Raw genomic sequence first — 26,512 nt, 5'->3', positions numbered from 1 at the left:
GATTGAATTTCAAAAATCAAAACGACAGAAAGCGCCGGTCCATTGGATGGGCGCTTTCTTCTGCACATAGGGTTCATACTTCTGTGTATGGAAGAAAACGCCCTTTCTCTTTCTGGGAATACCACATACAGGTTCATGGCTAAGGAAGGACAGTAAGCTTATGGAAATAACATTGAGTATCTCGTTGTTGGCATCAAACCGGAGAGAATCGCTGGAACGCTGCCTGGATTCTTTAAAACCGCTACTTACAAAGATTCCATGTGAACTGATCATTGTCTTTACCGGAACAGATGAAGAAGTAAAAAAAATTGCCGAAAAATATACCCCTCAGGTCATCCCGTTTCAGTGGTGCAGCGACTTTTCTGCTGCAAGAAATGCCGGACTGGAAAAAGCACAGGGAGAATGGTTCCTTTATTTGGATGATGACGAATGGTTCGAAGATGTGGAAGAAATCTGCGACTTTTTCCTAAGTGGTGAATACAGGGATTATTGCAGCGCCCATTATATACAGCGCAACTATCAAGATTGGGACGGGACAAAGTATTCTGATTTTTCTGCGTTTCGGCTGGTACAACGTTTTCCAGGGACGCGATTTCAAAATCCGATCCATGAAGAACTTGCTCCCCGTAAAGAACCCTGCAAATTTTTTCAGACATATGTTCATCATTATGGATACGTAAAGCTGGAAACGAAAAAGAGCAGCAATCAGAAAACTACACGGAATATTTCCCTTTTGAAACAGTCTGTCCGGGAGCAGCCTGCCTTTGTGAAGAATTATCTTCAGCTTACAAAGGAATATGACCTGGAAGGAGACTGGAAAACGGCGGAGAAATATTGCAGGGAAGGACTTAGCATATGCAGTAGGTCAGGTGATTCCTGTTCAAAAGGATGGCTGCAGACATACCTCTCACATTTGCTGTGCAGTAAGCCTGGAAAACAGCAGGCAATAACAGAGATTGAAGAAATCATTAAAACTGAGCATCCTTCGAAACTGACCCGATTAATTTTATACCAGCAATTGGTTCATTTATATAAGGAAGAAAAGGAACACGAAAAGGCAGTCCATTATGGAATCAAGTTTGAACGGCTGTTGGCCGATGTGGAGCGAAAACCAGAACTGTGGGAAAAGCAGGGGTACGGCGAGTTCGACGAAAATTATGTAAAAAATCCGGAACGTCTCTATGCGTTAAGGGCAGACTGTACAGCCTGCGCCCTGGAACTGGAGGACTTGGAACACGCATTTTATTTTATGAAACTCTTTCCATGGAAAGAGGAAAACTTACTATGCAGGTATTATCCCGATTTTGAAAAATGGAGGGAGAACTTCGGTTCTGGCTTTGCAGCCATAGCATCACGCATTTTAGATTTTCTGGCGGATCATCCGGATTCGCCCGACTTTCCAAACCACATAAAGAGGACGGACTCTTTTGGCAAGTCAGACCCTTTGGATATTTCTATAATTTCCGATAGTGCAATTCCTGTCTATCTTGTCTTTATAAGAGCGCTTGGCTTATTGAAGGAGGGCAGAAGAACCCAGGGGGAAAGACTGAGTATCTGGTGTATGGAACATTCAGACGTCTCGTATCTGCAGCAGGTAATGCTTCGGGAGGCTCTTAGATATTGCCTGGATATATCAGAATTGGCTGCACGAATGGATCTGTATGCTTGGGATGCGAGTATGTGTGAGGTTGTGAAAAGCATACCATACACGCGCTTGAGTTCGATTCTGGTTAATATGGAAAAACTGCGGGAAGGCTATCCATTTCATGCCCTCTGTCTGAAAAAGTATGTGCTGAAACAGAGACTTTTCAAAGGTTTTTTCATGTGGGAGGAGCTGACAGGGACACTGGAAGATTATTGCCGATGCATCTTGAAATTTTATAAAGCACAATATAATAATGAAATGTTTGAGGAAAAATCCCGGGCGCTTCTTCCCGGCGAATGCAGTTTTGCACTGACTTCGCTGGATGCCCTGGGACAAGTTGAGGGCGGGCAGCTTACAGAAGCCGTACATTCATTCCGGAGATGCATCAAAATTTTTCCGTCTATGACAGGGGTGCTCAGGGAATTGCTCCGGCAGGCGGTACGGCGGGTCAATGATCCTGGATTGCATATGGGGGAGGAATTCTACGTGCTTGCAGGACAGATGAAGGGAACGTTGTCTGCGCTGCTGTCTGCGGGAGAGACAGTACAAGCTGCAGGGATTCTTAACCAGCTTCTGCCATTAATGCCGGAAGATGTGGAATTGGTCAGGATGCGCCAGGAATTGATAAGGAGAATAAAATTATGAATATACAGCTTTCAATTTCTTTACTCGTATCAGACAGGATGGAGACACTTGGGAAGTGTTTGGCTTCTATAAAGCCGCTTCTGAGGGAACTGGACAGTGAGCTGATTGCTGTTTTTACAGGAAAAAATGAAGAGACTCTGGAACTCCTGCGGCAATATACTTCACAGATCATCCCCTTCACATGGTGTAATGATTTTTCAAAAGCACGCAATGCCGGGCTGAAGGAAGCCAAGGGGGAGTGGTTTATGTATCTGGATGATGATGAGTGGTTTGATGATACGGCAGAGATTATCCAGTTTTTTAAAAGCGGCGAATACCAGAGATACAATTCAGGATTTTATGTTGTACGCAATTATCTGGACCTGGAGGGAAAACGATATACAGATACAGATGTCGGCAGGATGTGCCGCCTGACTCCTAAAACGGAATTTATTTTCCCAATACATGAGAATCTGGAACCGTTTGAAGAGCCCAATAAGAAATTAAGGGTTTTTGCGCATCATTTTGGATATGCCAGGAAAGCCAAAACAGACCGGAAGGATACAAAGACCAGCAGGAACCTTCCGATACTTTTGGAAATGCTTCGGAAAGAGCCGGATTCGCCGCAGCACTGTATGCAGGCTGCACAGGAATACAGGAGCATTGGAGAATATGAAAACGCGGTTACATATTGCCGGAAAGGACTTGAATCTGCGCAGAAAGAAAAAAGAATCTACAATTACGAATTATGGCTTCAGGTCAACCTTCCCCTGCTGATTTCGTATACCGGGGATTTACAACTTGCCATAAAAGAAGCCGAGCGGATTTTGCGCTTGCCGCGGACGCTGGAAGTTGCTGCAGTTCATTTGTGTGTTACTCTTGTTGCATGCTGCCGCGACTTGAAGGAATACCGTAAAGGGATGAAGTATGTCCGGCTCTTTCATGAAAAACTTTCAGAACTTCGAAAGGACCCGGATGCAGCACTGAGACAGAGGGCTGTCGGAGTGACTATGGATAAAGCTGCAGAAGAAGAAATACCAGTTTATGTGGAGGGGTTGTTCTTTTCGGCAGAAACAGATGATATGGAGTCCGCTTGCGATATCCTGTCCTGGCTTCCCTGGGATGAGGAAAACAGGATTTCTCACCTGTATCCACGCCTGGAAGAATGGAAGAAGAAATATTCTCATATGAATGATGGGATTTTAGCCGGATATAATACTCTTCCTACGGAAAACCTCTATGTATGTCTCCAAAAGACTCTCTATGCAGAAAAATACGGAGATATGCTGTGTGCGGAAAATTTATGGACCACCTGTGCAGAAAACTGCCCTTCAGGATTTCAGTGGGAACTGATCGAAATCGCAGTGCGAAATGGCTTTTCACTGAACATACTGATGAACCGGATGGGCCCGGAGGCCTGGAGCGAATATGCCGCTGCAGTTGCGCTGAAAAAAGAAATAAAAGCACTGGAAGAATTTTACAGGATGATAAAGCCGCTATTAGAAGAATACCCGTTTTATTCCCGGAAATTAGAACAGTGCTATTTAGAAAGGCTTCTTACCAGCGAACTTTTGGAACCTGCTCGTCCGGCAGTGCTTCTGGAACAATATTGTGAGAGCGTGCTTACTGATGCGGAGACATTATACCGATCGGAGGTGCTTGCAGACCCGGAAACATATGCCATTCCTTCGCAGTATAGATTTGCGGTAATAGTAAGAGACGCGTTATCTATCATCAATCATGGGGATTTGGCTGGTAGCATTTCGCTTCTGAAAGCAGCAGTCCAAGTTTATCCGCGTATGTCTGCTGCAGTCAATCAGCTATTACAGTCACTGGAGGAACAGATCTGCTCCTCCGGGCAGGCCGTCCCGGAAGAGTTCATAGTTCTTGGCGGCCAGGTAAAGCAGGTGCTCCATGGGCTGATGGAAAAAGGACAATGGGAAGAAGCTTATAGCGTAATGGCGCAGCTTGTCTCATTGCTGCCGAACGATTTAGAAGTATTATGTATGAAACAGGAAATCCTGCGCTGCGGAACACTGGAGCATGGCGGATGAGAAGAACCATATGAAGATTTGTTTGATGATACAGACTGGATTTTGGATCTGATACATGCTATAATATGACAGATAAAAATAAACATGTATCTAATTTAGAAAAGAGGAAAATTCCAGAATGGATCAGATGATAAGTATACTACAGGCAATAGAAGAACAGAAAAATCCCACTTTGAACTCCAACGATAATAATATAAAAATACTGGAACTGTATAAAACAATTTACGAAATTGTAAATGATAAAAACAGCTATGTCGAACAATCAACTGTCATGCTGAACGCATTGTCTGAAAACAATCTGTCAGAAGAGGAAAAGCAGCAGTGGCTGGCTTATGCCGCAGGTATTTTTGCTTCTTATATGGCTGTAAAGCTGTATGAGGAACGTGGGATAGTGAGGGAATATTTCTCATGCGAAGATCTGAATCGGGCTTTGGAGTTCTTTTTAAATGGTAATTTTGGCCCGGAAGTGACTTCTGTGGGGGTATATGCATGTGCGCAGCAGTATATAACAGAGGAGCCGATGCGCTGTTATGAACTGACAAAAACCGCGTTTACGATTCATCCTGATCTGGCCGGTATTCTTGGTGTTGCATACCGCTATGAAGGAGCGGCTGCAGAAGAGCAGATCACCGATGAATGCCCATTCTGCGGGGGCAAAGACAGGGATATTATTCCTTATTACTGCTCACCGCAGGTTCTGAAGTTGGAAAACAATCCCGTCTTTCCGCCTGCAAAGCTCTGGATGAAATGTGACCGCTGCGGGAATTATTTTACATACAATTTTCCAAAGGATAAAGTTGGAGCAATCAATGGACATTATACGAGCGGTAGAAGTAATATAATTCTGGAGAACAAATTTGCTCTTGCGACTTATAACCAGATATTCCAACAGTTTAAGAGGATGACTCCCGGGAAGGAGTATCTTGAAATCGGAGTTGGTACAGGGGAGATGCTTGCGGTGGCCTTGGAATTTGGCTATCATGCGGAGGCTGTTGAAATCTGCCGTGAAGACAGTGAACGGATTTCCCTGGCTTTGGGAGTAGATATCAAATGGTGTGATATTACAGATTATGAGGCGGAAAAGCAATATGATGTCATTGTCATGGGGGATGTGCTGGAACATGTGATCCATCCTGTAGAGGTTTTAAAGAAGGCAAAAAAGATGCTGGCAGACGGCGGTGTGCTGTGGATTTCAACACCGAATTATAATTGCGCATATGCGAGAATGCAGAATTTTGCCCATTGCATGTGGCATGAACTGAACCATTATACATATGTTTCCTATGAAACCTTGGAAGCTCTATTGAAAACAATACAGCTTGAAATTGTACATTATGAGATGAGCACCCGGTATAATGGCTCAATGGAATTGTTTGTTCGCCATGCAAAGTAACAATTTGAAAATATGGAATCTGTTTCCATAAAAATCTCATACAACGCTGAACAGCTCATAGCGGTACTATACTGCTATGAGCTGAAAATTTCTATGGGGAGAACAGATTACATCAATTTCTTAATCCGTTCCTTCGCCAACTGATACCCCTTGCTTTGCGCCTTCCTGTAATAATTCAGCGCCTTTTTTACATCCCCATTCACTTCGTACCATACTCCCAGGTTATAAGCCGCCTTAAAAGAGCCGTTTCCATACACGCCTTCATGTTCAGGAACCTCTCCAATCTCAAGGCAGCGCATATAAGAACTTTCAATACGCGGAAGATAATTGACATAACGCTGCACATCCGAAAAGATTGCCTGCGTATAAAATGTTCCGCATGCGAAATGATAATCCGCATAAGACGCCAGACGTTCCGCTTCATTCTTAATGATCTTGAATCCTGTTTCATATTTTTTTAATCCCATCAGATTATATATGTAAGAAATCACGCCGCTTGTACGGTATCCTGTACCAGAATCGGGAACAAAGCGATAAAAATTCTCGAAATATCCGTCTGCCCGGGCATAATCCTTCATCAGCCAAAGGGTGCGCGCTGCCTGGTACAGTATGTAGGGATCTTCCGGATCTTCCCGAAGTTCATCCAGAAGAATTTCCAGGTTCCGTTCGCCTTTTCCCTCCTGAAGATATCCGTCATGGTCAAACACCAGAGGAAGCGGGGCAATTGGAAGAGGGCTTACGACCTGCTCATGGATTCGTCCCTCAAACCAGGTATCTCGGGGGAGCAGGCGGGTAATGTAGGCGATACTCCTGCTGAGCTCTCCGTTTTCCTCTTTATAGCTGTCATGCCGCTGGATGGCGCCCACAAAGCCGCCTTTTTCAATAAAGCTCTGCAGATCTTTCCGCTTTCCGGAAACCAGATATTCATCTGCATCCAGCACCAGGTTCCAGTCACATGACGACTGCGAAAGAGCGAAATTCCTTGCGGCGGAAAAATCATTTTTCCATACGAAACGAGACACGTGCGCATGATACTTTTCGGCAATCTCAAGCGTGTTATCCGTAGAGCCGGTATCTGTAATGTAAATCTCATCGACAAGCTGCTTGATACGGGACAGGCACTTTTCCAGACTCCGGCCTTCATTTTTCACAATCATAACCAGTCCAATGGTTTTCAATTTTTGTTCCTCCTTGTCAACTGTGCAGATTCAAATAGCTGTAAAAAACAATCAGCCCCCGCAGTTTTTCTTCTGCCGGAGGCTGACTCTTTTTCATATCTTAAAACAATCAATCCGCAGATCCAGGACAACATCCCACGCCCGGGAAACCTGCTCACCTATTCATCAATCAATACTTCGCCCCATCATAAATCACTTCATTACTATAGCTCTTATTACTGCTGCTCGGCGCGCTGTATGAAGTATCCGCCGCACCACCAAAGCTGTCGGAATCATCATAGCTCATATCATAAGACCCGCTGTCAAATGACCCGCCGTCGTACACATTACTGTCATAGGATTCCACTGCCGCCGGCTCGGATACTGCGGGCTGGCTTGCCATGGAACTGCTTCTGCCCTTCAGGCGGAAGCGGCCGACCAAGCTTTTGAGCAGGCTGGACTGGCTGAACAGCTCTTCGCTGGCTGCCGCGCTTTCCTCTGCGGTAGCGGAGTTGGTCTGGATAACGGAAGAAATCTGGTCGATTCCCTGGGTAACCTGGGAAATGCCTTCCGCCTGCAGATCCGCAGATTCGGTGATCTTCGCCATGTTCTCCGCGATCTTATCCGCGCTGTCCACAACCTTGAGCAGCGAGCTCTGGGTATCGGTTGCGATCTGGCTTCCTTCGGAAACCGCATTCAGCGAATTGTTGATCAGAACGGTGGTATTCTTTGCAGCTTCCTGGCTCTTGGATGCAAGGCTGCGCACCTCATCGGCAACAACCGCGAATCCCTTGCCGGCCTCACCTGCACGGGCGGCCTCAACTGCGGCATTCAATGCAAGGATATTGGTCTGGAACGCGATATCTTCGATGGTCTTGATGATCTTCTCGATCTCGCTGGAGCACTCGTTGATATTGCTCATAGCGCGGACCATGGATTCCATCTTAAGCTTACTGTTGTTGATCTCTTTCGCTGTATCGGAGATCAACTGGTTGACGTCACGGGAATTGGCAGCCGTATCGTTGACCTGGTTGGACAGTTCTCCAAGAGTTGCCGCCAGCTCTTCTACAGAGCTTGCCTGCTCCGTAGCACCCTGGCTGAGCGCCTGAGCGCCGCTGGATACCTGTTCGGAACCGTTCGCCACCTGCTCGGACGCCTGCTGAAGCTGTCCAAGCGTATCATTCAGAGCGCTGATGATCTTATTGCCGGAGTGACGGATTGATTCAAACTCACCCAGATAATCCATATCCATCTCCACCGTCAGGTCGCCTGTTGCCAGGGAATCCATCCGTTCACAGATATGGCCGATGTAGCTGGACAGGGTGGTCAGTACAAAACGAAGGTTCTCCGCAAGGTCGCCGAGCTCATCTTTGGACTTATATGTAACCTGGCTGCTCATATCGCCCTTCGCCATCGCCTTGATGGCATCCTCGATCTCCAGGATCGGACGGGTAAGTCCCTTGACAATGGAAAATACAAGGAATACGGTAAAAATAATGCTGACCAGCGCAAGACCGTATAAAATGATCGTACAGATCCGCTTGGTCGTCGTACCGTTCTGGTAATATTCAGCCGCATTCTTCTCAGCCTGTTCAATGACCTGGTTCAGGGTGTCCTCAAAATGATTGGCGGCTTCCAGATAATCACCGTTGATTGATTCGATGGCAGCCGTGGAATTGCCTGAACGGACATAATCCATCGTCTTCTCGCGGGCAGCGGAGGTTGCGTCATTGGCCTCTTCCACTGATCTGAGCAGGGCTGCGTCGCCGCTGAAATTCGCATGCAGCTCTTCCATAACCGTATTCCGCTCTGCGGAAGCCGCATCAATCTCGCTGATCACCGCCTGAAGCTCTGAGCCGGAAACAGAAACGGCGCGGTATACGTCCAACTGGATCTCACGGGTGATGGACTGCGCTTCCAGCGCGCTCTTCACCATGGGGAACGGAATATTATAAAAATCCTCCAATCCGCCGAACACACTGCCCAATCCGATCGACGAGGCAATAATGGCAATAATATAGAAAATAATGACAATGCCGAATGAGACAAGCAATTTGCTTCTCACCTTTAAATTCTTAAACACGTCTACTCCCTCCTATGTATTTAGATTTTGCCGTAAAGATATACGTATTTAAGACTATTCTATACCGAAATCAAGGGAATGTAAATATCTATTTTTATATAATTTCAAGTAGTTTTCTGGAAATTGTTTGGAATTTCAAAAAAAAGCTTTTCAACTGGAAATAAAAATGGCATAATGACATTGTTGAGATTATATGCTACAATAGTATGAACTGTAGATTAAAAAAGCGAGGATCAAAAAGATGGCAATGGATTATTCAGTATACCAGAGTCTATACACCTATATGAACAGCGTGCTGGGCCAGCTCCAGTCGCTGGGGACGCAGAGCCAGACCATCGGCAGCCTGTACTCCGGCAAGACCCAGGATGACAGCCTGAGCTTTGGGGAGACCTTTCGGAGCGCGGCAGGCAGGATGGGCGTGCCTGAGAGTATGGATTCGATTTTTGAAGAAGCGGCGGAGAAGTACAACGTACCTATCAACCTGCTGATGGCAGTCGGCAAGGCAGAATCAGGGTTCAACGCAGACGCGGTTTCCTCCGCAGGGGCCCAGGGCGTCATGCAGCTCATGCCCTCAACTGCAGCCGCTTTGGGAGTGGACAACGCATTTGACGCAAGGAGCAACATCATGGGAGGGGCCAAGTACCTGTCCCAGAAGCTGCAGCAGTACAACGGCGACGTGGATCTTGCCCTGGCCGCTTACAATGCCGGCAGCGGCAACGTGGCAAAATACGGCGGCGTGCCTCCCTTTCAGGAGACCATCAACTACATCAGCCGTATCAAGGGATACATGGGGCAGGAGCTGAGCACAGGCAAGACAGTCACCACCGCTTCAGGCACATCCGCAAGCCAGACCAGGAAGAACGCGGGCACGGCGAAGAACAGCCTGGACGCAACGGATCTGACCCAGCAGCTTGCAGAATATTTTGTAGGGATGATGCGTCTTCAGATGATGAGCCGTGTAAGCAGCCTTGGAAAAGGCAGTTCCATCGGAAGTCTGGATTCAGATTCCGACTACACCAGCCTTTGGTAATATTTTATCCGCGTTACGGGTATGCGGCCCCGCCGGATGAAATATTCTGCTTTATGAAGGGAGTCGGCGGCAGATACATACAGATTTTATTCCGTGTACGGAAAGAATTAAAAATGTCGGATTTCCTATATATAGTATATGAATGCCGGGGGTTCTACACGATAGAGGAAATGCCTGAAAACCGCTCAACAGAAGCGGCTGACTGGTAAATATTTAATATAAAAAATCAATGAAAAAACTGGACTTTTGAGAAAATAAGGTGTATCATTAACACGATAAAGGGTCGGTTTGCGCAAAATTATGTTTCAAATATTCTGGCAGACCGACAGGCAGTCCGGTATCATCGGTCACCATTAAGAACTTACATATCAATTAAGAAGGAAGTGATACATATCATGTTAGGGAATTCCATTTTTGGAAATACCATGTCAATGGCGAATAAGTCTTTGGATTATCTGTGGAAGAAGATGGAGGTTGTTCAGAATAACCTTGCCAACGTAGATACTCCGGGTTATAAGAAAAAAGACATCAGCTTTGAAGAAGTCTTCGACAAAAGGCTTCGGGCGGCCAGCCAGACAAAGAGCAACACACAGATGCGGCAGGCAATCTCCGGGGCAGATTACTTTGTATACACCCCTTACGATTCTTCCGCAAGAGTGGATGAGAACAATGTCCACGCTGACGTAGAAGAAGCGGACATGGCAAGGACGTCCCTTCATTACCAGTACCTGCTCCAGACGGTGACGGCCGATATCAAGAGATATCAGACTGCGATCAAAGGACAGTAAGCAATATCCATATTAAAAAAAAGCAGTTCCTAAAAATGGTGGGATATACAGGTTTTTCGGACTGTTTTTGGGATATAACGGTAAATTATTCGGGAAAATGCATCGGGTATATAAGCGATTTGTGCACGTTATTGATTTAAAGTGCTAACGAAGCGAAGCATTTCGCCTGATTTGCACGGTTTTATATCTTCCTTTAGAAGATATAAAACGGCAGGGCATACCAGGGCGGAGGAGAATAGGCCGCCGCGTGTGTGCATTCTGTTTTGCAAAAGACAGCCGAAGTTCCCCAGACAGCAGAAAAGAGGGCGCGGCGGTCAGGATTTACATTCAGAAACTTATTATATATAGAAAGGATTGACAGAATCTATGGAGGATATGTTCATCACCCCAATTCAGCCATGGAGCAGGGTCGGAGATGCCGCGGCGTCTGGACAGACTTCTGCTTCATCCCAGAGCTTAAAGGGCCAGGACGGGGTCTCGGCTTTTAAAAGTATTTTTGAAGAAGCGATCAACAACGTAAGAGAGACGGATCAGAATCTTGCAAAGAACCAGTACCTTCTGGCGACAGGGCAGATTGAAGATCCGCATACAGTAGGTATAGCCGCATCCCAGGCGCAGCTTTCCATTGACCTTCTCGCAGCGCTGCGGACAAAGGCTCTGGAAGCATATAATGAGATTATGCGTCTCAGTTCATAATATACATGATTAAAGGGCATCCCTTAACGAATGCCCTATTTGCGTTTGAAAAGATATTGAAGCCGACAACCCTGCCGCCGTACGGCGCGGGAATATAAATTAAAGAGAGTATTGGAACATGAAAGAAAAGTTGGGGCAATTCAAAGAATTTGCTGGAAATTTAAGCAGTAAAACGAAAAAGATCATTATTGCCGTAGCAGCCGGGCTTGTCGTGGCGGCGGTCGTGATTGCGCTGATCCTCAATAACCGCCCGTACGCAGTACTGTTTACGGGGCTGGGTGAGGAAGAAGCCAGGGAGATTACGGCGAAGCTGCAGGAGGACGGCGTTGCGTTTCGTTATGAGGGCGACTCCACCATCATGGTGCAGGAAAAAGTCGTGGATCAGACAAAGGCAACCCTTGTTCAGCAGGGATATCCGAAGAGCGGCTTTGCATATGATACATATATAAAGAATTCCGGCCTGATGACTACGGATTCGGATAAAAAAACTTACGAGCTTTATGACCTCCAGGACCGGATCGGCGCTACCATTAAGCTGTTTGACGGCGTGGCGGACGCCAAGGTAACCATTGCATTGGGAGAGGATAACCGATACGTGCTCAATGATTCGGAAACCAAATCGTCAGCATCGGTTACAGTTGTGATGAAGGACGGCGGTTCGCCGACGAAAGAGCAGACGGCGGGAATCCAGCGTCTTGTCGCAAAGAGTGTTGCGAACATGGCTATGGAAGATGTAGCCGTTTTGGACGGCAACGGCAATACGATTTCCGAGACTGAAGATAAGACAGCCAACAGTTCAGACGCGGAAGAGATCGCGGCAGTGGTAGAAGGCCAGATCGAGAAGAAGATCCTGAAGGTTCTTGGACCGATATACGGAGAGGACAATGTCAGCGTCGCGGCGAGAGCGAAGATCAATATGGAACAGCTGATCCGGGAGTCCACCACATACAACACCCCGGAAAAGATAGACGATGAAGATAAGACCGGTATCATCAGCCATGAAGATACATATAATGAAAGGTCCGGTTCGGGAAATACGGCAGGCGGCGTAGTCGGGACAGAGACCAACGCGGACACAGCCGAGTACAATACGGAAGGCGACGGGAACGGCGCTTCCGCATCCAGCGAAAGCCGGTCAACGGATTACCTGGTGAACCAGATCAAAGAGCAGGGACAGTTAGACTCCGGCGCCCTGGACGACCTGACCGTGTCGGTTGTAGTCAACGGAAAAGGATTCGGAAGTCTGAGGGAAGCACAGCTCCGCTCCCTGGTCGGCAATGCGGCCGGTATCGTAAGGGCGGAACAGGCTGACAAGATCACCCTGGCAAGCGCACCCTTTGACGGAAGGGCCGAAGACGATGAAGACGCGGAGAGCGCAAGCAGCACATTGCTGGAGAGCATTCCGCTGTGGGCGATCATTGCAGCCGTTGCACTGCTGCTGATCCTGACCGGTATCATTGTGGTACTGATCATCAGAAGGCGCAGGGCTGAGGAAGAAGAGGAAGAAGAGATTCTGGAAGAAGAGGTTGAACATCTTGATCTCAATCAGGAGCTTCAGCAGATTCAGAACGACAGAGGTATGGAACTGAAGAGGAGCATTCGAGAGTTCGCGGAACAGAATGCAGAAATATCTGCCCAGTTATTGAAGAACTGGCTGAACGGGGGCGGTTTAGATGGAGGCTAATATTGCATCCTTGACACCGGAGCAGAAAGCGGCGGCGGTTGTTGTCTCTCTGGGAGCTGACAAGGCATCTAAGATTTATAAGCATTTAAGTGAATCAGATATAGAAAGGCTGACAATAGAGGTCGCCAAGCTGGGGCATGTGACCCCGGAGCAGATGGAGGCAGTTCTGGATGAATTTTACAAGACCTGCCTCACGCAGAAGGTGGTGACCGACGGCGGTATGGAATACGCCCGGGCGGTTCTGGAAAAGGCGTTCGGGGAGAGCACGGCGCAGACACTGCTGGATAAGCTGGCCAAATCCATGAAGACTAGGCCCTTTGAATTTATCCGGAAGAGCGACGTGAAGAACCTGTTCTCCTTCCTGCAGCATGAGAGACCGCAGACGATTGCTCTGATTCTCTCCTATGCGGACCCGGATCAGGCGTCATTTGTCATCAGTGAGCTTCCGAAAGAGAAGCAGATTAAGGTGGTAGAGGCCATCGCCAAGATGGAGAGTGCATCTCCCGAGGCCATCAAGATCGTTGAAGCATCTCTCAAAAAGAGGTTCGAGAGCGTACTTACAACAGCCGACTTTACAACCATCGGCGGTATCGATTACATTGCGGAAGTTATGAACAACATGGATCGTGCAAACGAGAAGTTCATCTTCGACGAATTGGGCAAGGAAAACGAAGAACTGGCGGACACCATCCGCAAGAAGATGTTCGTATTCGAAGATATCGTGTCCATGGACAACAGATCGATCCAGAGATTCATCCGGGAATGCGACGTCAAAGACATCGTTTACGCCCTCAAAGGGTCCGACCAGAACATCAAGGATCTTGTATTTGCGAATGTGTCCAGCCGTATGGCAGAAAGCATCCAGTCCGATCTGGAGGTTACGGTCAATGTCCGTCTGCGCGACGTAGAAGAAGCACAGCAGAGAATCGTTGCCGTGATCCGAAGACTGGAAGAAGCAGGAGAGCTGATTATTGTCAAGAGCGGAAAAGACGAGATCATTGCCTGATCATAGAGATAGAGGGCAGGAAGATTGCCTGATCATAGAAGGAAAAGGCAGGAAGATTGCCTGACCTCAGAGGGAAAAGGCAGGAAAATTGCCTGATCAGAGAGGAAAGGGCAGGAAGACCGCCTGATCACAGACAGAAAGGATGATACCGATGCCCAGGATTATGAAAGAGCCGGGTGAAGCTCAGGATATCCGGCCATATGATTTCTTCGCGGGATTCAGGATTGAGAGAACCATAAACGCAGAAGAGCCGGAAGAGGAAGAAGAGGAAGACGGCGGGGCAAAGGATGAAGAGCAGGAAGAGAGATTTGCCACGGAAGCAGCCAATGAGATTATAGCAGAGGCGGAAAAAAAGGCGGAGCAGATCCTTGCGGACGCCCGCGGCCAGGCAGACATCCTGCGTCAGAAGGCGTTCCGCGACGGATACGAGGAGGGGCGTCAGGACGGCACCCGGGAAGCCTACGAGGAACAGCGCAGGCTTCTGGATGAAGAAGTCCGCCAGCTCCAGTCCAACGCCGCGGATGTGATCAAAAGTGTTTCCATTGAAAAGACAAAGCTCCTGGAACAGTACGTGGACGACCTGAAAAGGATCTCCCTGGCTGTGGCGGAGAAGATCATCCAGACCAGCCTGCAGTCCAGCGGGGACATCGTGAAGCGTATGATCCTTGCGGCAACCGATAAGATCACCAAAAAGCAATGGGCAAAAATATACATCACAAAGTGCGACACCGGCATATCCATGGATGTGGACACGGAATTTTTAGACGCCATGTCCAAGCTTTCCGACAACATTAAGATCATCACCATGGACAACGGCGAGGAAGGCACCTGCATCATCGAGCTTCCCGACGAGATCATAGACGCCAGCGTAAGCACACAGCTTGAAAATATCAAAGACATTTTGAACAATGTCAGGGTATAATGCATACTTTTAATAAGAACAGAAACCGAGGTGAACATTTGTGTTTTCGAAGCTGCCGGAGCTGATCCAGAAAGCGGAGACAGTCAGTTACATAGGAAAAATTGAAAATGTCATCGGTATGTCTATGGAATCCTCCGGAAACCGCGCCAGCATCGGCGATATCGCCATGATCTATAACGAAGAGAAGCGCAGGCAGATTCCGGTGGAGGTAGTAGGCTTCAGGGAAGACAAGATGCAGCTCATGGCATATGAAAACCTGAGCGGCGTTTCGGCAGGCAGCTTTGTAAGAAACACCAGGAAGCGTTTGAAGATCCCGGTAGGAGAATTTCTGCGGGGACGCATCATAGACGCCACCGGCAATCCCATGGACGACCAGGGGCCGCTTCCTTCTTCCAGATATTACTATGTGGAAAATGCGTTCATCAACCCCATGTCCCGGCCGCCGATCTCCGAACCGCTGGAGTTCGGGGTCAAGGCGATTGACGGGGTCAATACCATCGGCAAGGGCCAGCGTATCGGCATCTTCGCGGGCAGCGGCGTGGGCAAGAGCACACTGCTCGGCATGATTGCGAAGAACGTCAAGGCAGACATCAACGTCATTGCGCTGGTTGGAGAGCGAGGCCGTGAGGTCCGCGAGTTCGTGGAAAAGGATCTGGGCCCGGAAGGGATGAAAAGAAGCGTGGTCGTGGTAGCAACGTCAGACCAGCCAGCTATGCTCCGTGTCAAATGTCCCCTGGTGGCCACCACCATTGCCGAGTATTTCAAAGACCAGGGAAAAGACGTCCTGCTGATGATGGACTCCCTCACCCGTTTCGCCATGGCACAGCGCGAGATCGGGCTTGCTACAGGAGAGCCGCCCGTGGCAAGAGGATATACACCCTCCATCTACGCAGAATTTCCCAAGCTCTTAGAGCGCAGCGGGAACTTCGAAAAAGGCTCCATTACCGGTGTTTATACCGTGCTTGTGGAAGGAGACGACACCAACGAGCCGATCTCCGATACGGTGCGGGGTATTCTGGACGGACATATCGTGCTGACCAGGAAGCTGGCCAATGAGAACCATTTTCCGGCCATCGACGTCAATGCGAGTATCTCCCGTCTGATGTCCAGCATTGTGCCCCAGGCGCATAAGGATGCGGCCGCAAGGCTGCGGGATATATTGAGCCTTTATACAAAAAACGAGGATTTGATATCCATCGGCGCATACAAGGCGGGAACCAACCCCAAACTGGATGTTGCCATTTCCAAAATAGATAAGGTCAACGAATTTTTAATGCAGAAGACAGACGAAAGTTTTTCAGTAGAAGAATCGCTGAAGATTATGCAGCGGATTTTACAGTAAATGAGTGAGGATGCACCACGATGAAAAAATTCTTTTTTCCATTGGATACGGTACTGCGCTATAAGGAGCAGGTACTTGACAGCCTGAAAGCAGAGCACGCCAGGATACTGGCCAAGATCAGGGAGTGTGAGAATGCGATTGATGAACTGGAGCACGAGCATCGGCAGTGCGATATCGAGTTCCGGCAGAATAAGCTGAGTGGAATGAAGATCAGCGAAATGCATACATATGAGAACTATCTGGATGCATTGCGGCAGAAGATCCGCAGAAAACAGGAACAGCTTGCCAGACTGCGCGAGCAGGAAGAAATAAAGCGGAACGAAGTTGTGGAAGCGAAAAAGGAAACCTCTTCCATTGATAAGCTGAAAGAGCGGAAGCGGTTTGAGTATGAGAAGGAAGTACAAAAGCAGGAAGAACTTTCCATTGAAGAATTTGTGACCACCAGAGACGCCATGGCAAGGCTCAATGGTTGATCACTTATTGCCATGTCCGGGTAATCCTGCGGAACATGTACCGTTGCTTTCGGCGCATTTCCGGCAGATTACTATATATAATCTATGCATCCGCAGCAAAACCGGATTGCATGAAGAAAGGAGGAAGAACCAATGGTCAATGTAAACGTGAAGGCGCCGGATATCGGTTTTCAGGCACCGGACAGCAAAAAGACGGGAAGCACCGGGATAAAGAATACCCAGTCGGACCAGTTCAAGAAGCTGCTCCAGGGCAAGCAGGATGAAAACCAGGATGCCGGAACAGCGGAAGTATCCAAGGATACCGAGCCGGAAAAGACCGAGGCGCCCAAGGAGCCTGAAGAGGGCAAAGGCGAGGAGGTAAAAGACCAGACGGCAGAGGAGACTGCAGGCACGGACGACAGCCAGGCCAGGGGGCTGCTTGCAGCATACCAGATGAGCCAGGGAATGCGCCCGGAGGTGCTGACAGCAGAGCCGGAGGTGGTCATTGAGATGCCGGAGGCCGTTCAGGCAGAAACAGGAGTGACGCCTGTAGAGACGGCAGGGGCCGGAGAGATGATCACGGAAGCGGCAGCAGAACAGATGCCGGTACAGCCGGAGACGGCAGAGGCAGTGAAGCCGGCGGAAGTGCATGTGCAGACAGAAGCAAAACCCCAGGAAGCTGTCCAGGTGAAAGCGCCGGAAGTCCAGGAAGCAGCGCCGGGGAGAGTGGAGGCAGCGCCCGTACGCAGGGAAGCGGTCAGGACACAATCTACCGGGGAGGAAAACCAGTCCCAGGCAAATGACTACCAGGCGGAACAGTCCGCGGCAGCGCCGGTTGCACAGACACCCGTGAAGAACATCCAGGAGGATGTGCCCCGGGAAGTGACCACGATCCATGTAGCGCAGCCTGAGGAATTGCCCGACAAGCTGACAGACCAGATTGTAGGAAAGATGCAGGAAGGCGTGGATTCCTTCGAGATTGAGATCGAGCCGGAGAACCTTGGCAAGATTGCGGTCAAGATTCAGTATCAGGACGGTCAGGCAACCGTATCCATCTTCTGTACGGAAAAGAGGGCGTTGGAAGTGCTGGGCGACCGTGCGAGAGAGATCGGCGTGATCATCGACAAGAACCTCGGCGGCGAGACAAAGATCTTCGTGGAGAAGCAGGAACCCGACTACCTCAACCGGAACAACGACGAGAACCAGCAGGGCAGACAGGACGGCCAGGAGCAGCAGAAGGAAAACAGCAAAAAGCAGGAAGCCGACGACTCCGAACAGTTCCTGCAGAAGCTTCGCTTGGGACTCACTCTATAATGAAAGGAGAACATTTATGGCAGTAAATTTGGACAGTGATGTAGCAAGTGGATTGTATAATGCAAGCCTGGCAACACAGGCAGGCGCAAAGTCTGATAATTCCACACTCAGTACCGACGACTTCTGGAAACTGATCGCCGCAGAGCTGAAGTATCAGGATATGTCCAATCCGATGGACAATGCGGCAATGATGGAGCAGATCACCCAGATGTCCAATATGAGCACCATGAGCTCTATGGCAACGGCGATCTCGAATTTTTCAACCGTAATCAATAACCTTTCGTCCGTAACGCTGACCACCTATTCCACAGGGCTTCTTGGAAGGGAAGTCACGGTTGTAACCAAGACCGACGAGGATGGTAAGGTAGTCGAAACAAAGAAGGGAATCGTGACCGGGGTAGACCTGACCGGAGCCACTTCCGTATACGTGGACGGTAAGAAATACGAGCTGTCAAGCATCATGGCGATCGGGGACGTGCCGAAGGTGGATACGGATGATAAGACCGATTCCACAGATAAGACAGAGGATACAGACGACAAGACCGATTCCACAGACAAGACAGAGGGAACAGACGACAAGACGCAGGATTCTAAGAAGTAGAGCATTTGCAGGTGAGAGATAAAGGCGGTGCATATGATGGGAAACAAGATCAATCAGATTCCTCCGGTTAATCAGATCAATCAGATTACAAATGCCGGCGCGCTGAAGCTTCAATCTGCTTCACTGCAGCTTCAGAAGACGGCAGACACCACTTCGGGCGTACAGTTTGCAGACCTTCTGCAGCAGGAGGCGCAAAAGGCGCAGTCCGTCCAATTCTCGAAGCATGCGGCGCGGAGAGTGCAGGAGCGCGGCATCAATATGACAGACAATCTTCTCAATGACCTTAATCAGGCAGTTCAGAAGGCCCGGGCCAAAGGCGCCAGGGATGTAGTCATCATCGGGGAGAGCGGAGCCTTTATTGTAAATGTCCCGAACAACGTAGTCGTGACAACGATGTCTGGAACGGAAATGAAAGAAAATATTTTTACCAATATTGACAGTGCCGTACTCATGTAAGCCGGACCATTTGTGGAGGTTTCGTGCCTGCGTGACTCGCAGGTACAGGCGCGCTCCCTCTTTGGAAAAGGAGCGGGGCGTGCAGGTACGGCAGAGGGTTGTATAGAAAAGAAAGGAAGTAAATTAAAATGGTCAGATCAATGATAGCAGGAGTCGCAGGACTCAAGGCGCATCAGTCCAAGATGGACGTAATCGGTAATAATATCGCCAACGTAAATACATGGGGATTCAAGGGATATGCTTACAACTTCAAGGACTCCATGTACACAAATACATTCAACAGTTCCGGCGGTGATGTGACAGCAGGTGCTTACGGCGGGCGTAATGCATCCCAGGTTGGTTATGGTTCTCAGGTATCATCGATCTCAAATGTTTTCGAGACAGGGGCACCGGCTCCGTCATCCAGACCAATGGACTGTATGATTGACGGAACAGGATTCTTCCTGGTGGGACCGATGGTAAACGGAAGCTTTACGGATATCAAATCTTCGGGATTGAGCCTCTCCAGAGTTGGTATATTCAGTGTAGACGAAAACGGATATCTGGTGGATGACCAGAGAAGTTATGTGTACGGATATGCGCTGGTAGACGGTACAGGTATACCGGAAACGCCGGCTACAGGGGCAAGTTTGACAATGAGAGGGGTTGTGCCTACAATCAATAAAGGTAATGGTACTAATCAAATTACAATAGCAGGCGTTACGGTGGAGACTACCTATGATGAAAATGATATGGTAAAGGCGGTAGAGGACTGGGTAGATAAAGCATTAACAGATACTAAGTTTGCAGGGTGTACGATTGAATATAATGGTTTTACTCAGGTTACAACTGCTGCAGGACCACCTGCAACAACAGAGAGTAGACCTAGCTTCACGATTAAAGCAAATGGAACAGGAACTGCAACAACGAAGCAGGTAACTGATTTGGCAGGTGAATTTGGTAATACGAACACCGCCGGATTTGAAATAAGAGACCAAGTGGATGGTAAAGATTACATTGCAGGTATCCCCGCAGAATTTTCAGAGGAACTTTCCACGATCAGAATCCCAATAGATCCGACGACAGGGCAGCGCTATCAATTGGAAAACTACTCAATCAGTGAAGACGGAACTGTGATCGGTGTCGATGAGCAGAAACGAGTGATTGCGCTTGGACAGGTCGCTTTGATTTCTGTCCAGAATCCGAATGGTCTGGAAAAGACAGATGGCTACTACTATACAATTGGCGACAATGCGGGTGAAGTAACTGACGTGAAGCCAAGCACAGGCCCCACAGGAAGAATCCTCGGCGGTAAACTGGAAATGGCCAACGTAGACCTTGCCAACGAGTTCTCCAACATCATCACAACCCAGAGAGGTTTCCAGGCGAACTCGAAGATCATCACTGTAACGGATGAGATGCTGCAGGAACTTGTAAGCATGAAACGTTAGTCCTGAATGATATCAACCAGGACTGCGTAGCAGCTTGCAGATACATGACATATAAACCATTTATTTGCATATCCATATAAATATCGCTGCGGATCTGCCATGAAGCATATTCCATGGCAGATCCCGGCCTGATGTACTGTCTGTAATGATGAAGATTTAGATTTGTACAAAGGGATTGTAAACCGACTGTCCGCGCATATCCATCATGCGGCAGGGTCATCTTTTACAGTTCCGCAGTTCATGCGGTCTGTGCAGGTATTGAACCGATATTGCCTGCTGTTTAATGATATAGAGGAGGTAGAAGCGCAGCTAAGATTCCTTCCGTAATCCTGGCAGCGTTTGAAAAAGAAGAGGGAATATGATATGATAATGCTGACCAAATTAAATGACAATAAGATCGTGCTGAACTGCGATCAGATTGAATCGGTAGAACTGATACCGGAATCCAAGGTGATCATGATGAACGGGAAGTTCTTCATCGTGAAGGAAAGCGCCGAGGAGATCATCGAAAAGACAATTGCATATAACGAAAAAATTCATAGTTTCCATACGGACAGATAAAAAGGTAAGGGCGGTGAAGAGAATATGGATATAACAACAATTTTAGGTATCATCATAAGTGCGGTGCTGATTGTATTCGTCGGCATCAATCCGACAAAGCTGGGGAACTTCTGGGACCCGCCGAGTTTGGCGATCGTAGTCGGCGGCGCGATCTGCGCGGTCCTTGCCAGCTACCCGTTAAAGACACTGGCGACGATCCCGAAGATGCTGGTGCTCCTGGTTCAGGGGAACCGCTACAACATCGGTTTCCTGGTGGACACACTGGAGGAGATGGCGCAGCTTGCCAGAAAGAACGGTTTGCTGGCGCTGGAAGAAAAGGCCAATGAGATCGACGACCCGTTTTTCAAACAGGGCATTATGCTTATCGTAGATGCCACAGAACCCGAAGAAGTCCGGGCGCTTTTGGAAAATGAAGTAGATGCCATGTCCGCGCGGCATGAGGAAGGCATCAACCTGTTCAACAAAGCTTCCGCGTTTTCACCGGCATTCGGTATGATCGGAACGCTGGTCGGACTGGTTAACATGCTGAAGGAGATGGACATTGACTCGGGCGGTGCTTCCTCCATCGGTCCTGCCATGGCGACAGCGTTGATCACCACATTCTACGGATGTATCCTCGCGAACGTACTTTTCTCACCTTTTGCAAATAAGCTGACGGTCAGAAACGAAGAAGAGCTTCTGTATAAGCAGATCATGATCGAAGGTATCCTTGCGATCCAGTCAGGAGACAATCCGAAGTTCCTGAAAGAGAAGCTGGTTACATACGTTGCCCAGAAAGGGCGCGCAAAGCTGCTTGATTCAGCAGGAGGCGGCGGAAAGGCTGACGCGGGAGAGTAAGAGAGAGGACGCGTATCCGGCAGTGACATAATCCATACGGATATGCGGCAGGCAACAGGAGGAGAATATGAAGAAAAGGAATAAATCATCCGGCGGCGGTGCAAACTGGATGGATACATACGGTGATCTGGTTACACTTTTGCTGTGTTTTTTCGTGCTCCTGTATTCCATCTCTACCGTAGACCAGGCAAAGTGGATACAGGTCGTAAAAAGCTTTAACCCGAACGCTGTGGAAGTCTCACAGATTGCCATAGACAACGTGCCGGATGCTACAGATGAAGTTCCCAACCACGTCAAGGACGGCTCCATGGATGAGGATGAGTTCGATTCTCTGTATGAGAGCCTGAAAAAGGCATCGGAGGAAGCGGGACTGGAAGGAGAGATAGACCTGTACAAAGGCGATGGGTTTACATATGTTACATTCCGTGACAATGTGTTTTTCGCCGGGGACAGTTCCATTATAAAGGATGAAGGAAAAGGGATTTTGGATCAGTTTGCCACAATCATTTCAGGAGTATCGGAGTCCATCAAGGAAATCCAGATCCTGGGACACACCACGCAGGCAGATCCAAACCAGATGAACGAGCCGGAATCAGACCGTGTACTTTCCGCGGAAAGAGCGGCCAGAGTTACGGCATATATTCAGCAGCGGACGACGGTAACGCCGGATAAGCTGGTAGCTGTATCTTACGGACAGTTCCGTCCCATCGCTCCGTTCGATACGGAGGAGAACCGGGCAAAGAACCGAAGGGTAGAGATGCTGATTACCAAGTCGGATTCCGTGACGAAGAGCCTGGAAGAGTACTATGCGGAGATGGACAGAACAGCGCAGTAACCGCAGCCAACCGCCTGACGGCGGAGGATGGCCGGTTCTTCCAAAGGCCGGATCAGAAGCTGAGCATGCTAATTAATAATGAAAGTAGGGGTTTGGGATGGCAGATGTATTATCACAAAGTCAGATTGACGCGCTGCTGAATTCAATGCAAAATGCCGAATCGGATAAAAAGGCTCCAGAGCCTGAAAAACCGAAGCAGGAATACAGAAAATACGACTTCTATAGTCCGAAAAAATATACAAAAGACAAGCTGAAAATGCTCCGCAGCATTTATGATAACTATTCCAGAATCGCGACCTCGCAGATCAACGGCCTGTTCCGTCTGGTGAGCGAGGTGGAAGTGGTCGGAATCGAGGAGCAGCGCTATTATGAATTTGGAAATGCTTTGAACGAGACGGATGTGCTTACCGTTGCAGAGGTGGATTTGCCGGACAATTCTACAAACCCGCCCGTACTTTTCCATATAGCGCCGACACTGATGACGGCGATGATCGACCGCATGCTGGGAGGACTTGGATTTGACAGGACCATAGATATATCTTATACTTATACAGACATAGAGCTTGCGCTGTATGAGAAGATCATCAAATACCTGGTGGCGATCAACACGGATGTATGGGGAGCCCACATCACGCTGAAGACCGAGTTTGAGCATATAGAGGAGAACCCGAGCATGTTCCAGGGCATCAGCGTGGACGAGACGGTTGTCATCATCATGCTGAACATCATGCTGGGGGATTTGTCGGGGACCATGAATATCTGTATCCCCGGAACACTTTTGAGCAATATATTCGACATCATTGACAAGACAAAACACATCGCGAAGAAGGGCGAACACACCAAGAGCAACCGGGAAGAGATTATGGACAGCATCCGGGAGTCCTCAATGGACGTTATGGCGCAGCTCGGAGTAGCGAAGCTGAACCTGGACGATGTATACAACCTTCACGTGGGAGACGTGATCGACCTGAACAAGCCGCAGGATTCTCTGGTATCTCTGTTTATCGAGGGCCAGCCGTGGTTCAACGGGCAGCTTGGCGTACATAACAAGAATGTCGCAGTAAAGATTGAAGACCGCATTTTAGAAAACATTGAAAACAAAGAAGATGTGGCGGTATAAATTGCCATTGCCGGCAACACACGTACGGAATGCCGTACAAGATTACTGCATTATTTACCAGATAAATCTGTTGAAATATCTGTGTATATAAATTACAATAAGTATAAAAAAAGAGAGGTATAGGAAAATGGCAAAAATAATGTTAGTAGACGACGCTGCATTTATGAGGATGATGTTAAAGAATACGCTTACCCAGGCAGGCTATACGGACCTGGTTGAGGCGGAGGACGGCGCGAAAGCGGTGGAAGTGTACGCGGCGGAGAAGCCGGATCTTGTATTCATGGACATTACAATGCCGAACAAGGACGGTCTGGAGACTTTAAAGGAGATCAAGGGCATGGACCCGGGAGCAACGATTGTTATGTGTTCCGCTATGGGTCAGGAGGCGATGGTTATGGATTCGATCAAGTCCGGAGCGAAGGACTTCATTGTAAAACCATTTAAGCCGGAGCGTATTTTGTCAACCGTGAAGAAGATTCTTGGCTAACGGGAGGTGGCATTATGTCTTTTTTGAGTTCGTTTGATATCAGTGCCTCCGCGCTGACGGCAGAGAGACAAAGGCTTGACATTGCCTCACAGAATCTTGCGAATACCAATTCGACCCGCACGGAGAGCGGCGACGGACCATACCGGAGAAAGATGGTCGTATTTCAGGAGATTGCTTCTACGGATGTGACCTCTTCGAGAAATTCCGCGGCGTCCGGTTCTTTCCGTTCAAGATTCAACAGTCTTTTGAATAAAAACGCTACCAAAGGCGGAGTACGGGTGACTGAAATTATAGAAGACGAGAGAGACCTGTACCCGGTCTATAACCCGGATCATCCGGATGCGGATGAACAGGGTTATGTCATGATGCCGAATGTGGACCCGGTGAAGGAGACGGTGGACGCCATGTCCGCGACCCGGTCTTATGAGGCGAATATCACGGCATTCAATGCAATGAAGCTGATGGCTCAGAGAGCATTGGATATCGGAAAATAGAATGAGGGGGATATTCCCGAAAGGAGAGTAGCGTTAGTATGAGTTCGGAGTGCTTTAGCAAAATGGAAATAGACGCGATAGGCGAAATACTGAATATCAGCCTTGGCGCATCTGCTACGGCAGTTTCTACAATGCTGAATGCCAGAGTAGATATCACGACGCCTGTCGTGAACGTCGTTAGCAAGGAAGAATTCCATATGGGCGAGGTGGAGCCCGCTGTCGGCGTTGAGATTACTTATGTCGCTGGACTGGAAGGCAAGAACGTCATGCTTTTAAAACGGCACGATGTGAAGGTCATTGTAGAAATGGTCATGGGCATGGAGATTGCCGATGAAGATTTCGAACTGGACGAGATCAACGTCAGCGTAGTCTGCGAGGTCATGAACCAGATGATGGGCTCTTCAGCGACGGCATTGTCGGAATTTCTGGGGAAGATGGTCAATATTTCGACCCCGATTTCGTTTGAAGTTGCCAATGCGCAGGAATTTATTGATAAATATTTTACGGATAACCAGCCGAAGGTTGTGGTAGGCTTTACACTGCGGATCGCAGACAGGCTGGAGAGCGAGTTCTTCAATGTGATGCCGATGGAACTGGCGAAGGGGCTTGTGGAAGGATTCCTTCCGGAAGACGCGATCATCGATATCAGTTCCATGCAGGAGGAAGCGCCTGCGCCTGCCCCGGCGCCGGAACCTGCTTCTTCTGGCGGAGGCGGAGGAACGCTTTCCCAGGAGGAGATCGAGAAGATGTTGGCAGGCGGCCTTGGATCAGAACCGGAGCCCGCGCCCGCACCTGCAGCGCCTGCTTCTTCTGGCGGAGGCGGAGGAACGCTTTCCCAGGAGGAGATCGAGAAGATGCTCTCAGGCGGCCTTGGATCAGAACCGGAGCCTGCGCCCGCACCTGCGGCACCCGCACCGATGGCAGCACCGGCAGCTCCTGTACCGACGGCACAGCCGGCGGATATGTCCGCGGCTATGATGCAGGGCGGTATGGCGCCTGCGCCCCAGATGATGCAGGCTGCAGTAAGCCCGGATGTGGCTATGATGCAGATGCAGATGATGCAGCAGATGATGCAGCAGATGCAGCAGATGCAGCAGCAGATGACGGAGAAGGCGGCAGAGAAAGCGGCTGCGGCAGAACCGAAAATGATCCATGTACAGTCCCCGGCCCAGCAGAAGCTCAAAGCAGACAACGGCATTGTGCTTGAGGGCGTACAGGAAGAGAATATGGAGTTGATCATGAGCGTTCCGCTGGAGATCTCGGTGGAGATCGGCAGGACGAGGAAGCTGGTGAAAGATATTCTTGACTTTACTAAGGGATCGTTGGTTGTCCTGGACAAGTTGGCCGGAGAACAGGTGGATCTGTTTGTCAACGGACAATGCATTGCCAGGGGCGATGTGGTTGTTGTGGAGGATAACTTCGGTATCCGTATCACGGAGATTATGAAGGTCAATCTGGCGGCATTAGAGTAGGAAAGGGAACTGATGTCAGGAGAGGCTGC

General features: G+C 48.8%; 24 protein-coding genes. 22 read left to right on the top strand and 2 right to left on the bottom strand.

Annotated features, from left to right (window positions below):
- Nucleotides 1-160 precede the first annotated feature (160 nt).
- The 3 genes from EBB54_RS21460 (at nt 161) to EBB54_RS21450 (ending at nt 5,716) form a co-directional block, all read left to right on the top strand.
- The gene (locus EBB54_RS21460) at nt 161-2,290 is read left to right on the top strand and encodes a glycosyltransferase (RefSeq protein WP_125128912.1); all 2,130 of its coding nucleotides are present in this window, start codon (nt 161-163) and stop codon (nt 2,288-2,290) included.
- Entirely contained in the window at nt 2,287-4,323 is a 2,037-nt protein-coding gene (locus tag EBB54_RS21455) for a tetratricopeptide repeat-containing glycosyltransferase (RefSeq protein ID WP_125128911.1), read from the top strand. Before EBB54_RS21460 ends, EBB54_RS21455 begins: the two co-directional genes overlap by 4 nt.
- Nucleotides 4,324-4,441: 118 nt before the next feature.
- Nucleotides 4,442-5,716: a class I SAM-dependent methyltransferase gene (locus EBB54_RS21450; protein ID WP_125128910.1), complete on the top strand. Its 1,275-nt coding sequence runs from the start codon at nt 4,442-4,444 to the stop codon at nt 5,714-5,716.
- Nucleotides 5,717-5,823: 107 nt separating this feature from the next.
- On the opposite strand, the gene EBB54_RS21445 is transcribed toward EBB54_RS21450, so the two are convergent.
- On the bottom strand, nt 5,824-6,894 hold the full coding sequence (locus tag EBB54_RS21445; protein ID WP_125128909.1) for a glycosyltransferase: 1,071 nt from the start codon (nt 6,892-6,894) through the stop codon (nt 5,824-5,826).
- Between the two features lie 169 nt (nt 6,895-7,063).
- Entirely contained in the window at nt 7,064-8,956 is a 1,893-nt protein-coding gene (locus EBB54_RS21440) for a methyl-accepting chemotaxis protein (RefSeq protein WP_125128908.1), read from the bottom strand.
- A gap of 247 nt (nt 8,957-9,203) precedes the next feature.
- Between EBB54_RS21440 and EBB54_RS31660 the strand changes: the two genes are divergently transcribed.
- The 19 genes from EBB54_RS31660 (at nt 9,204) to fliN (ending at nt 26,483) form a co-directional block, all read left to right on the top strand.
- The gene (locus EBB54_RS31660) at nt 9,204-9,986 is read left to right on the top strand and encodes a lytic transglycosylase domain-containing protein (protein ID WP_279229977.1); all 783 of its coding nucleotides are present in this window, start codon (nt 9,204-9,206) and stop codon (nt 9,984-9,986) included.
- Nucleotides 9,987-10,381: 395 nt separating this feature from the next.
- The gene (gene flgB / locus EBB54_RS21430) at nt 10,382-10,774 is read left to right on the top strand and encodes a flagellar basal body rod protein FlgB (RefSeq protein ID WP_125128906.1); all 393 of its coding nucleotides are present in this window, start codon (nt 10,382-10,384) and stop codon (nt 10,772-10,774) included.
- A 354-nt stretch (nt 10,775-11,128) separates the two neighbouring features.
- On the top strand, nt 11,129-11,470 hold the full coding sequence (fliE, locus tag EBB54_RS21425) for a flagellar hook-basal body complex protein FliE (RefSeq protein ID WP_243127760.1): 342 nt from the start codon (nt 11,129-11,131) through the stop codon (nt 11,468-11,470).
- 118 nt (nt 11,471-11,588) lie between these two features.
- Nucleotides 11,589-13,154, top strand: a complete 1,566-nt coding sequence (fliF, locus tag EBB54_RS21420) for a flagellar basal-body MS-ring/collar protein FliF (protein ID WP_125128904.1) — start codon at nt 11,589-11,591, stop codon at nt 13,152-13,154.
- A complete protein-coding gene (fliG, locus tag EBB54_RS21415; protein WP_004072091.1) occupies nt 13,144-14,160 on the top strand; it encodes a flagellar motor switch protein FliG in 1,017 nt (338 codons plus the stop codon). Before fliF ends, fliG begins: the two co-directional genes overlap by 11 nt.
- Before the next feature lie 163 nt (nt 14,161-14,323).
- On the top strand, nt 14,324-15,082 hold the full coding sequence (locus EBB54_RS21410) for a FliH/SctL family protein (RefSeq protein WP_243127759.1): 759 nt from the start codon (nt 14,324-14,326) through the stop codon (nt 15,080-15,082).
- Between the two features lie 40 nt (nt 15,083-15,122).
- Nucleotides 15,123-16,424 (top strand): flagellar protein export ATPase FliI, encoded by a 1,302-nt coding sequence (gene fliI / locus EBB54_RS21405; protein ID WP_004072094.1) that lies wholly within the window; start codon nt 15,123-15,125, stop codon nt 16,422-16,424.
- A 20-nt stretch (nt 16,425-16,444) separates the two neighbouring features.
- Nucleotides 16,445-16,897 (top strand): flagellar export protein FliJ, encoded by a 453-nt coding sequence (gene fliJ, locus EBB54_RS21400; protein ID WP_004072096.1) that lies wholly within the window; start codon nt 16,445-16,447, stop codon nt 16,895-16,897.
- A 132-nt stretch (nt 16,898-17,029) separates the two neighbouring features.
- Nucleotides 17,030-18,190 (top strand): flagellar hook-length control protein FliK, encoded by a 1,161-nt coding sequence (locus tag EBB54_RS21395; RefSeq protein ID WP_125128903.1) that lies wholly within the window; start codon nt 17,030-17,032, stop codon nt 18,188-18,190.
- 16 nt (nt 18,191-18,206) lie between these two features.
- Nucleotides 18,207-18,791 carry a flagellar hook capping FlgD N-terminal domain-containing protein gene (locus EBB54_RS21390; protein ID WP_125128902.1) on the top strand — a complete coding sequence of 195 codons (585 nt, stop codon included), beginning with the start codon at nt 18,207-18,209 and terminating at the stop codon, nt 18,789-18,791.
- Nucleotides 18,792-18,824: 33 nt separating this feature from the next.
- Nucleotides 18,825-19,247, top strand: coding sequence for a TIGR02530 family flagellar biosynthesis protein (locus tag EBB54_RS21385; protein WP_125128901.1), 423 nt, complete (start codon nt 18,825-18,827; stop codon nt 19,245-19,247).
- A 128-nt stretch (nt 19,248-19,375) separates the two neighbouring features.
- Complete coding sequence (locus tag EBB54_RS21380; RefSeq protein WP_125128900.1) at nt 19,376-20,677, top strand: flagellar hook-basal body complex protein; 1,302 nt, start codon at nt 19,376-19,378, stop codon at nt 20,675-20,677.
- A gap of 339 nt (nt 20,678-21,016) precedes the next feature.
- Nucleotides 21,017-21,238 carry a flagellar FlbD family protein gene (locus EBB54_RS21375; protein ID WP_330554569.1) on the top strand — a complete coding sequence of 74 codons (222 nt, stop codon included), beginning with the start codon at nt 21,017-21,019 and terminating at the stop codon, nt 21,236-21,238.
- Nucleotides 21,239-21,262: 24 nt separating this feature from the next.
- A complete protein-coding gene (locus EBB54_RS21370) occupies nt 21,263-22,075 on the top strand; it encodes a motility protein A (protein ID WP_125128899.1) in 813 nt (270 codons plus the stop codon).
- A gap of 67 nt (nt 22,076-22,142) precedes the next feature.
- Complete coding sequence (locus EBB54_RS21365) at nt 22,143-22,910, top strand: OmpA/MotB family protein (RefSeq protein ID WP_125128898.1); 768 nt, start codon at nt 22,143-22,145, stop codon at nt 22,908-22,910.
- A 97-nt stretch (nt 22,911-23,007) separates the two neighbouring features.
- Nucleotides 23,008-24,030, top strand: coding sequence for a flagellar motor switch protein FliM (locus EBB54_RS21360; protein ID WP_125128897.1), 1,023 nt, complete (start codon nt 23,008-23,010; stop codon nt 24,028-24,030).
- A gap of 127 nt (nt 24,031-24,157) precedes the next feature.
- Nucleotides 24,158-24,517: a response regulator gene (locus tag EBB54_RS21355; RefSeq protein WP_004072115.1), complete on the top strand. Its 360-nt coding sequence runs from the start codon at nt 24,158-24,160 to the stop codon at nt 24,515-24,517.
- Between the two features lie 14 nt (nt 24,518-24,531).
- Nucleotides 24,532-25,011: a flagellar basal body rod protein FlgC gene (gene flgC, locus EBB54_RS21350; RefSeq protein ID WP_004072117.1), complete on the top strand. Its 480-nt coding sequence runs from the start codon at nt 24,532-24,534 to the stop codon at nt 25,009-25,011.
- A gap of 38 nt (nt 25,012-25,049) precedes the next feature.
- Nucleotides 25,050-26,483 carry a flagellar motor switch protein FliN gene (gene fliN / locus EBB54_RS21345; protein WP_125128896.1) on the top strand — a complete coding sequence of 478 codons (1,434 nt, stop codon included), beginning with the start codon at nt 25,050-25,052 and terminating at the stop codon, nt 26,481-26,483.
- Nucleotides 26,484-26,512 lie beyond the last annotated feature (29 nt).

The sequence above is a fragment of the Schaedlerella arabinosiphila genome, assembly GCF_003885045.1.
Taxonomy (GTDB): Bacteria; Bacillota; Clostridia; order Lachnospirales; family Lachnospiraceae; genus Schaedlerella; species Schaedlerella arabinosiphila.
The sequence above is the reverse complement of the archived record's forward strand: the minus strand, read 5'-3'. Positions and strand labels throughout refer to the sequence as shown.

Bases quoted from the DNA above. Each gene is read 5' to 3' on its own strand.
- EBB54_RS21460 (WP_125128912.1), top strand. From the start codon at position 161: ATGGAAATAACATTGAGTATCTCGTTGTTGGCATCAAACCGGAGAGAA.
- EBB54_RS21455 (WP_125128911.1), top strand. From the start codon at position 2,287: ATGAATATACAGCTTTCAATTTCTTTACTCGTATCAGACAGGATGGAG.
- EBB54_RS21450 (WP_125128910.1), top strand. From the start codon at position 4,442: ATGGATCAGATGATAAGTATACTACAGGCAATAGAAGAACAGAAAAAT.
- EBB54_RS31660 (WP_279229977.1), top strand. From the start codon at position 9,204: ATGGATTATTCAGTATACCAGAGTCTATACACCTATATGAACAGCGTG.
- flgB (WP_125128906.1), top strand. From the start codon at position 10,382: ATGTTAGGGAATTCCATTTTTGGAAATACCATGTCAATGGCGAATAAG.
- fliF (WP_125128904.1), top strand. From the start codon at position 11,589: ATGAAAGAAAAGTTGGGGCAATTCAAAGAATTTGCTGGAAATTTAAGC.
- fliG (WP_004072091.1), top strand. From the start codon at position 13,144: ATGGAGGCTAATATTGCATCCTTGACACCGGAGCAGAAAGCGGCGGCG.
- EBB54_RS21410 (WP_243127759.1), top strand. From the start codon at position 14,324: ATGAAAGAGCCGGGTGAAGCTCAGGATATCCGGCCATATGATTTCTTC.
- fliJ (WP_004072096.1), top strand. From the start codon at position 16,445: ATGAAAAAATTCTTTTTTCCATTGGATACGGTACTGCGCTATAAGGAG.
- EBB54_RS21395 (WP_125128903.1), top strand. From the start codon at position 17,030: ATGGTCAATGTAAACGTGAAGGCGCCGGATATCGGTTTTCAGGCACCG.
- EBB54_RS21390 (WP_125128902.1), top strand. From the start codon at position 18,207: ATGGCAGTAAATTTGGACAGTGATGTAGCAAGTGGATTGTATAATGCA.
- EBB54_RS21385 (WP_125128901.1), top strand. From the start codon at position 18,825: ATGATGGGAAACAAGATCAATCAGATTCCTCCGGTTAATCAGATCAAT.
- EBB54_RS21380 (WP_125128900.1), top strand. From the start codon at position 19,376: ATGGTCAGATCAATGATAGCAGGAGTCGCAGGACTCAAGGCGCATCAG.
- EBB54_RS21370 (WP_125128899.1), top strand. From the start codon at position 21,263: ATGGATATAACAACAATTTTAGGTATCATCATAAGTGCGGTGCTGATT.
- EBB54_RS21365 (WP_125128898.1), top strand. From the start codon at position 22,143: ATGAAGAAAAGGAATAAATCATCCGGCGGCGGTGCAAACTGGATGGAT.
- EBB54_RS21360 (WP_125128897.1), top strand. From the start codon at position 23,008: ATGGCAGATGTATTATCACAAAGTCAGATTGACGCGCTGCTGAATTCA.
- EBB54_RS21355 (WP_004072115.1), top strand. From the start codon at position 24,158: ATGGCAAAAATAATGTTAGTAGACGACGCTGCATTTATGAGGATGATG.
- flgC (WP_004072117.1), top strand. From the start codon at position 24,532: ATGTCTTTTTTGAGTTCGTTTGATATCAGTGCCTCCGCGCTGACGGCA.
- fliN (WP_125128896.1), top strand. From the start codon at position 25,050: ATGAGTTCGGAGTGCTTTAGCAAAATGGAAATAGACGCGATAGGCGAA.